General features: G+C 63.7%; 5 protein-coding genes. 4 read left to right on the forward strand and 1 reads right to left on the reverse strand.

The genetic code is table 11. The features are described from left to right. Positions 1 to 223: 223 nt before the first annotated feature. Positions 224 to 2,467 carry a DNA topoisomerase IV subunit A gene (gene parC / locus ACVOL0_RS19650; protein ID WP_481550514.1) on the reverse strand — a complete coding sequence of 748 codons (2,244 nt, stop codon included), beginning with the start codon at positions 2,465 to 2,467 and terminating at the stop codon, positions 224 to 226. Between the two features lie 214 nt (positions 2,468 to 2,681). Between parC and ACVOL0_RS19655 the strand changes: the two genes are divergently transcribed. Genes ACVOL0_RS19655 through ACVOL0_RS19670 form a run of 4 tightly spaced genes read left to right on the forward strand, consistent with a single transcriptional unit; the run spans position 2,682 to position 7,360 of the window. After that, a complete protein-coding gene (locus tag ACVOL0_RS19655) occupies positions 2,682 to 3,125 on the forward strand; it encodes a MarR family winged helix-turn-helix transcriptional regulator (RefSeq protein ID WP_481550515.1) in 444 nt (147 codons plus the stop codon). Continuing rightward, positions 3,122 to 4,597 (forward strand): efflux transporter outer membrane subunit, encoded by a 1,476-nt coding sequence (locus ACVOL0_RS19660; protein WP_481550516.1) that lies wholly within the window; start codon positions 3,122 to 3,124, stop codon positions 4,595 to 4,597. The genes ACVOL0_RS19655 and ACVOL0_RS19660 overlap by 4 nt, the downstream gene beginning before the upstream one ends. A gap of 11 nt (positions 4,598 to 4,608) precedes the next feature. Further along, positions 4,609 to 5,790, forward strand: coding sequence for a multidrug transporter (locus ACVOL0_RS19665; RefSeq protein WP_481550517.1), 1,182 nt, complete (start codon positions 4,609 to 4,611; stop codon positions 5,788 to 5,790). A 7-nt stretch (positions 5,791 to 5,797) separates the two neighbouring features. After that, a complete protein-coding gene (locus tag ACVOL0_RS19670) occupies positions 5,798 to 7,360 on the forward strand; it encodes a DHA2 family efflux MFS transporter permease subunit (protein WP_481550518.1) in 1,563 nt (520 codons plus the stop codon). The last annotated feature ends 325 nt before the right edge of the window (positions 7,361 to 7,685 follow it).

The raw sequence follows: 7,685 nt of genomic DNA on the forward strand, positions 1-7,685 counted from the left end.
GCCAGAAATCCAAACAGGGTCAGCAACCACGACCCACCCATTGGTCCACTGCTCTCAGCTTCGCGGCTTACGCCGCTCCTACAAGAAACAAAAAGCAGAAGGCCGGGCATTGCCCGGCCTTCTCTGTACTTACTGGACCTCCAGGCCTTCGACCTTCTGCCGCGCCACGCAGACCTCCGGCAACCGGGTTGCCGAACGCGTCGCCACGCGCCAGTGAAGTGAATTACTGGACATCCAAGCCTTCGACCTTCTGCCACCCACGCGGCAGCAGATGCCCGCGCGTCGCCCGTGTCCCCAGATACGTCTCCAGGTCCTTGAACGACAGGTTCATGGTGCGCTGACCACTGCGCACCTGCAGGGTATTGCCCGGGCCGACCGCGACCACCGCCACCACGCGCTCGGTGGAGAGCTTGGCCTTGGGGATCTCGATGATCTTGTTGCCCTTGCCCTTGTCCAGCTCGGGCAGCTCGCTGGCCGGGATGGCGAGCATGTTGCCGGCGCTGGTGACCGCGACGATGCGGTCGGTTTCCAGGTTGGCGACCAGGGACGGGGTCAGTACCGCCGAACCGGCGGACAGGTTGAGCATCGCCTTGCCGGCCTTGTTGCGGCCGGTGAGGTTCTCGAAGCGGGTGACGAAACCATAGCCATGGGTGGACGCCAACACGAAGCGGGTGTTGTTGTCGCCGCTGGCCACGGTGACGAAGCTGCTGCCCGAAGCCGGCGAGAAGCGGCCGGTCAAAGGCTCGCCATTGCCACGTGCCGAGGGCAGGGTATGCACCGGCGTGGAATAGGCGCGGCCTTCGGTATCGAGGAAGGCCACCTGCTGCGTGCTGCGTGTACGCGCCACTGCCAGCAGACTGTCGCCGTCGCGGTAGTTCAGGGTCGAGCCATCGACATCGTGGCCCTTGGCCGCGCGTACCCAGCCCTTTTCCGACAGCACCACGGTCATCGGCTCGCTCGGAACCAGCTCGGTTTCGTCGATGGCCTGGGCGGCGCCGCGCTGCACCAGCGGCGAGCGGCGTGCGTCGCCGAACTTCTTGGCGTCGGCCAGCAGTTCGTCCTTGACCAGCTTCTTCAGCTTGGCACTGCTCTGCAGGATCGACAGGATCTTGTCACGCTCCTTGGCCAGCTCATCCTGCTCGCCACGGATCTTCATTTCTTCCAGGCGGGCAAGCTGCTTGAGCTTGGTTTCCAGGATGTACTCGGCCTGCTCTTCGCTCAGCGCGAAGCGCGCGATCAGCGCGGCCTTGGCATCGTCCTCGGTGCGGATGATGCGGATCACTTCGTCCAGGTTGAGGAAGGCAACCAGCAAGCCTTCCAACAGGTGCAGGCGACGCTCGACCTTCTGCAGGCGATGGTTGAGGCGGCGGGTGACCGTGTCCTGGCGGAAACGCAGCCATTCGCTGAGCAGCATCTTCAGGTTCTTGACCTGCGGACGGCCGTCCAGGCCGATGACGTTGAGGTTGACGCGGTAGCTGCGCTCAAGGTCGGTGATGGCGAACAGGTGGCCCATCAGCTGCTCGGCATCGACGCGGTTGGAACGCGGCATCAACACCACGCGTACCGGGTTGGCGTGGTCGGACTCGTCGCGGATGTCTTCCAGCCAGGGCAGCTTCTTGGCGCGCATCTGCGCGGCGATCTGCTCGATCACCTTGGACGGCGAGACCTGGTGTGGCAGCGCATCGATGACGATGGTGTTGCCTTCCTTCTTGAAGGTAGCGCGCGCGCGCACGCTGCCGTTGCCGGTCTCGTAGATGTTCCGCAGGTCCGACGGCGAGGTGATGATCTCGGCGGTGGTCGGGTAGTCCGGGCCCTTCACGTGCTCGCAGAGCTCGGCGACAGTGGCATCCGGCTCGTCGATCAGGCGCACCAGCGCGCTGACGATCTCATTGAGATTGTGTGGCGGTACGTCGGTGGCCATGCCCACGGCGATGCCGGTGGTGCCGTTGAGCAGCAGGTGCGGCAGGCGTGCCGGCAACCAGCTCGGCTCTTCCAAGGTGCCGTCGAAGTTCGGCGACCAGTCGGTGGTGCCCTGGCCCAGTTCGCCCAGCAACACCTCGGCAATCGGTGTCAGCTTGGATTCGGTGTATCGCATGGCTGCGAACGACTTGGGGTCGTCGCTGGAGCCGAAGTTGCCCTGGCCGTCGATCAGCGGGTAGCGGAACGAGAACGGCTGGGCCATCAGCACCAGGGCCTCGTAGCAGGCGCTGTCGCCGTGCGGGTGGTACTTGCCGATGACGTCACCGACGGTGCGGGCGGACTTCTTGGGCTTGGATGCGGCACCCAGGCCCAGTTCGCTCATCGAATAGATGATGCGGCGCTGCACCGGCTTGAGCCCGTCGCCGATGAAGGGCAGGGCGCGGTCCAGTACCACGTACATGGAGTAGTCGAGATAGGCGCGTTCAGCGTATTCGCGCAGTGGCTGCTGTTCGAAGCCATGGTAAGCGGGGCGTGCAGACTCAGTCATTGCGGGTGGGTGCTACCTGTTGTGCGGAGCCAAGGCGGGGACCGCCGGCTGCCTGATCCGTCGATTATCCGGATGGCGGCGGCGATGCCAAGCGCGGCGACTGTCCGGGTGAAGGTGGTGTCATCGATTCACTGCATATGTGTAACGGTGAATTCATTTCTTGATGAAAATATTCCATGGAATATATTTCCACTTGGAAATAAAATACCGCCGCATGAATGCTCCTTTGTCTGTACCCCCAAGCTTTGGTCTGCTGATGCGCCAGGTGGGCGACGGGCTGGTGCGCCAGCTCGACGCGACCATGGGCGAGGAAGGCCTTGGCATTGGCTTCACCCATTACGTAGGACTGAAAGTGCTGTCGCAGATGGCACCTTGTACTGCCGCCGAGCTTGGTCAGGCCATCAACCAGGTGCCCAGTGCGGTCACCCGCTTGCTGGACCGGCTGGAGGCACTGGGCGCAGTGCGCCGTGAGTCGCATGCACAGGACAGAAGGGCCTTGCAGATCGTAGTGACCGACGAAGGTCGTGTGTTGTGGCAGCAACTCAAGGTGCGTGGTGACCGGATCATGGATCTGGCCCTGGGCGACTTGAGTGATGCCGAACGTGACCAATTGTTTTCCCTGTTGACCCGAGTACGGGACGCTCTCTCTCCCCCATGAAAATCTCTCCCTTGAACTACACGCGCCCGTTGCTGTCGGGTGCCTTGGTGTTGGCGCTTGGCGCCTGCGCCAGCAGCCGTGGCCTGCAGCCGCAGGGCCAGCTGTTGGACGCTGACAGCCTGCAGGCCGGGCGCAGCCTGGCGGTAGCGCCGCTCAGTGCTGCGGGCTTTCCTGCCGCTGATTGGTGGCGTGCATTCGCTGATCCGCAGCTGGATGCGCTGGTCGCCGAGGGCCTGCGCAGCAATCCCTCGCTGGAAGCAGCCGATGCGCGCCTGCGCCAAGCGCAGGCACAGGCGTCCGGCGCCAATGCCGAGCGCAAGCCGAACTTGTCGCTGTCGCCGGGCTATACCGGGCTGACCTTGCCCAAATCGATGGCCGGTGATCTTGGTGGCGATTACATGGGCAGCGTGCAGGCGGTCGCCAACTTCAGTTATGGCGTCGATCTGTGGGGCGGCAAGCGCGCGAACTGGGAAGCAGCGGTAGATAGCGTGCATGCCTCGACGGTGGACGCACAGGCGGCCCGGCTGGATCTGTCTGCCGCCATCGTCCAGACCTATGTGCAGCTGGCCCATGCCGGCCAGTTGCAGCGGGTTGCCAATGACGAACTGGCGCGCGCCGAAAAGACACTTGAGCTCACCAATCAGCGTCGCCGCGCGGGAATCGACAGCAATCTGCAGGTAACCCAGGCGCAGGCCCGGTTGCCGTTGGCGCACCAGCAGCAGTTGGCCGCGCAGCAGCAGATCGATTCCGCCCGAAACGCCTTGGCGGCGTTGCTGGGGCAGGGGCCGGATCGCGGGCTGGATATTGCCGTCCCGGCTGAATTGAATCCGCTGGTGCTGCAACTGCCAAGCGTGCTGCCCAGCGAACTGCTCGGTCGTCGCCCGGACATCGTCGCAGCGCGCTGGCGGGTGGAAGCGGCAGACAAGCAGATCAAGGTCGCCAAAACCCGCTTCTATCCCAGCCTCAACCTGACCGCACTGGGCGGCGTGGTGTCGAAGAACCTGGACAGCCTGTTGCAGAGCGGCTCCACCTTCGGCGTGTTGGCGCCGGCACTGAGCCTGCCGATCTTCGACGGCGGCCGCCTGCGTGCCGGTTTGGCCGGCAGTGATGCCGAATACGACCTGGCAGTGGCCAATTACAACCACACCGTGATCGAGTCGCTGCGCGATGTGGCCGACCAGGTCACCGCACTGCGCTCGCTGGCCCAGCAGGTGCAGGCCCAGCAGCAGGCGCAAGCCACCGCGCAGGCCGCCTATGACCTTGCCCAGCAGCGCTACCGCGCTGGCATCGGCAATTACCTTGATGTGCTCGGCACGCAGGACCAGTTGCTGCGCAGCCAGCAGCAGCTGAGCAATCTGCAGTCACAGCAACTGCTGTCCTCGGTGCGCCTGAGCGCGGCATTGGGCGGAGGCTTCCAGCCTGACGCTAGCGCCGAACCTGCTGTTGCCATCAACGCCAATTCGAAATCCTGAGACGCCTCCCCATGAGCCAGACCTCCTCCCCCGAAGCGGCAGCTGCCGCACCCAATCGTCGCGGCAAGTTGCTGCGCGCCGTGTTGTTGATCGTGGTGATCCTGTTGGTGGCATTTGCTGCCTGGTACTACTTCCTTGGCCGCTGGGCCGAGGAGACCGATGACGCCTATGTTGGCGGCAACCAGGTGCAGATCACCCCGCTGATCGCCGGTACCGTGGTCGCCATTGCTGCTGATGACGGCATGAAGGTGGAGCAGGGGCAATTGCTGGTGCAGTTGGACCCTGTCGATACCGAAGTGGCGATGCAGCAGGCGCGTGCCAATCTGGCCCGTACCGTGCGCCAGGTGCGTGGGCTGTACCGCAGCGTGGAAGGTGCGCAGGCGGAATTGAACGCGCGCCAGGTCAGCGTCAAGCGCGCCCGCGAAGATTTCGCCCGCCGCCGTGACCTGGCCGCCACCGGTGCGATCTCGAACGAAGAGCTGGCCCATGCCCGTGACGAACTGGCGGCCGCCGAAGCCGCGGTTGCCGGTTCGCGTGAAACCGTCGAGCGCAGCCGCGCGCTGGTCGATGACACCGTCATCGCCACCCAGCCGGATGTGGAAGCGGCGGCTGCGCAGCTGCGTCAGGCCTATCTCAACAATGCCCGTGCCGGCATCGTTGCACCGGTTGGCGGTTACGTCGCACGCCGCTCGGTGCAGGTTGGCCAGCGCGTGCAGCCGGGTGCTGTGCTGATGGCGGTGGTGCCAGCGGAGCAGATGTGGGTGGATGCCAACTTCAAGGAAACCCAGCTGCGCCACATGCGCCTGGGCCAGGAAGTGGAGCTGCGCTCGGACCTGTATGGCGGTGATGTGACCTACAAGGGCCGTGTCACCAATCTGGGCCTGGGCACCGGCTCGGCGTTCTCGCTGTTGCCGGCACAGAACGCCAGCGGCAACTGGATCAAGATCGTGCAGCGCGTACCCGTGCGCATCACCATCGACGCCAAGCAACTGGCCGAACATCCCTTGCGCCTGGGTCTGTCGATGAAGGCAGAGGTCAACCTGCACGACCAGAATGGCACGGTGTTGCCGGTCGAAGCGGCCAAGGGCACGGTCTATGGCACCGAGATCTATGCCAAGCAGTTGCATGATGCCGACGCCATGATCCACAGCATCATCCAGGACAACCTGCCGCAGTCTGCGCGCGCCAGCTGAGGTCATCATGTCTGCTCAAGCTCCCACTGCACCCGCCGCACCTGCGGCTGGAGCAGGGCCGGCCAATGTAGCCCTGTGCACGGCGGGCCTGGCCCTGGCTTCGTTCATGCAGGTGCTGGATACCACCATCGCCAACGTCTCGTTGCCGACGATTGCCGGCAACCTCGGTGCCAGTTCGCAGCAGGCGACCTGGGTGATCACCTCGTTCGCGGTCAGCACCGCGATCGCGCTGCCGCTGACTGGCTGGCTGAGCCGTCGCTTCGGTGAGGTCAAGTTGTTCATGTGGGCGACGATCGCGTTCTCGATCGCCTCATTGTTATGCGGCATTGCACAGAGCATGGGCATGCTGGTGGTGTCGCGCGCGCTGCAGGGCTTTGTGGCCGGGCCGATGTACCCGATCACCCAGTCACTGCTGGTGTCGATCTATCCACGGGAGAAACGCGGGCAGGCGCTGGCCTTGCTGGCGATGATCACCGTGGTCGCGCCGATTGCCGGGCCCATCCTCGGTGGTTGGATCACCGACAACTACAGCTGGGAATGGATCTTCCTGATCAACGTGCCGCTGGGCGTGATCGCCGCTGCGGTGGTTGGCAGCCAGTTGCGCCATCGCGTGGAAACGACCGAGCGGCCGAAGATGGACTACGTTGGCCTGGTCACCCTGGTGATCGGCGTCGGCTGCCTGCAGTTGATGCTGGACCTGGGCAACGAGGAGGACTGGTTCAACTCGGCCAAGATCGTGGTGCTGACCTGTATCGCAGCGGTGATGCTGACGGTATTCGTGATCTGGGAGCTGACCGACAAAGATCCTATCGTTGACCTGAAGTTGCTGCGGCATCGCAATTTCCGCGCCGGCACCTTGGCCATGATCGTTGGCTATGCCGCGTTCTTTTCGGTGGCCTTGATGATTCCGCAGTGGCTGCAGCGCGACATGGGCTATACCGCGATCTGGGCCGGTCTGGCGACTGCGCCCTTGGGTATCCTGCCGATCATGGTGGCGCCGGTGCTGGGCAAGTTCGGTCACAAGGTGGACATGCGCTACCTGGCATCAATCGCCTTCTTTGTATTGTCGATGACCAGCTTCATTCGTTCCGGCTTCAACCTGCAGGTCAACTTCGAGCATGTCGCTGGCGTGCAGTTGCTGATGGGCGTGGGCTTGGCGCTGTTCTTCATGCCGGTGCTGCAGATTCTGTTGTCCGACCTTGAAGGGCGCGAGATTGCTGCTGGCTCAGGTCTGGCTACATTCCTGCGGACCCTGGGCGGCAGCTTCGCGGCGTCGTTGACCACCTGGCTGTGGGCGCGTCGCACCCAACAACATCATGCGGACCTGACCGAGCATGTGTCGCTGTACGACCCGGGCATGCACGATCAGGTGACTGCGATGGGGCAGGGTGACCTGCAGCATGGCGCAGCGATGCTCAACGAGATGATCAACCACCAGGCATCGCAGATGGGCTTCAATGACATCTTCCTGCTGCTGGGCTGGGTGTTCCTGTTGATCATCGGCCTGGTGTGGTTGGCCAAGCCGCCGTTTGGTGCAGGGGGTGGTGCAGCATCGGCAGGCGGGCATTGATGCAGCTTGTAGGAGCGGCGTAAGCCGCGAAGCCGACAGCAATAACGCTACAGCGAAGCCCGCCATCCGAAAGATTGCGGGCTTCGCTTTGTGTAGTGCCGAGCCATGCTCGGCAAGGGGCTTTACCGGTGATGCCGCTGCCGAGGATGGCGCGGCACTACAGGTGGGTTTGTCGGTAGGGCATCTGCCGAGCACGGCTCGGCACTACAAATCACGGGCACAAAAAAACCCGCTTTCGCGGGTTGTTTCGTTTGAGTCATGGTGCCCAGGAGAGGACTCGAACCTCCACGGAGTTGCCCCCGCTAGCACCTGAAGCTAGTGCGTC

The sequence above is a fragment of the Stenotrophomonas sp. STEN021 genome (assembly GCF_056760175.1).

Bases quoted from the DNA above. Each gene is read 5' to 3' on its own strand.
- parC (WP_481550514.1), bottom strand. From the start codon at position 2,467: ATGACTGAGTCTGCACGCCCCGCTTACCATGGCTTCGAACAGCAGCCA.
- ACVOL0_RS19655 (WP_481550515.1), top strand. From the start codon at position 2,682: ATGAATGCTCCTTTGTCTGTACCCCCAAGCTTTGGTCTGCTGATGCGC.
- ACVOL0_RS19660 (WP_481550516.1), top strand. From the start codon at position 3,122: ATGAAAATCTCTCCCTTGAACTACACGCGCCCGTTGCTGTCGGGTGCC.
- ACVOL0_RS19665 (WP_481550517.1), top strand. From the start codon at position 4,609: ATGAGCCAGACCTCCTCCCCCGAAGCGGCAGCTGCCGCACCCAATCGT.
- ACVOL0_RS19670 (WP_481550518.1), top strand. From the start codon at position 5,798: ATGTCTGCTCAAGCTCCCACTGCACCCGCCGCACCTGCGGCTGGAGCA.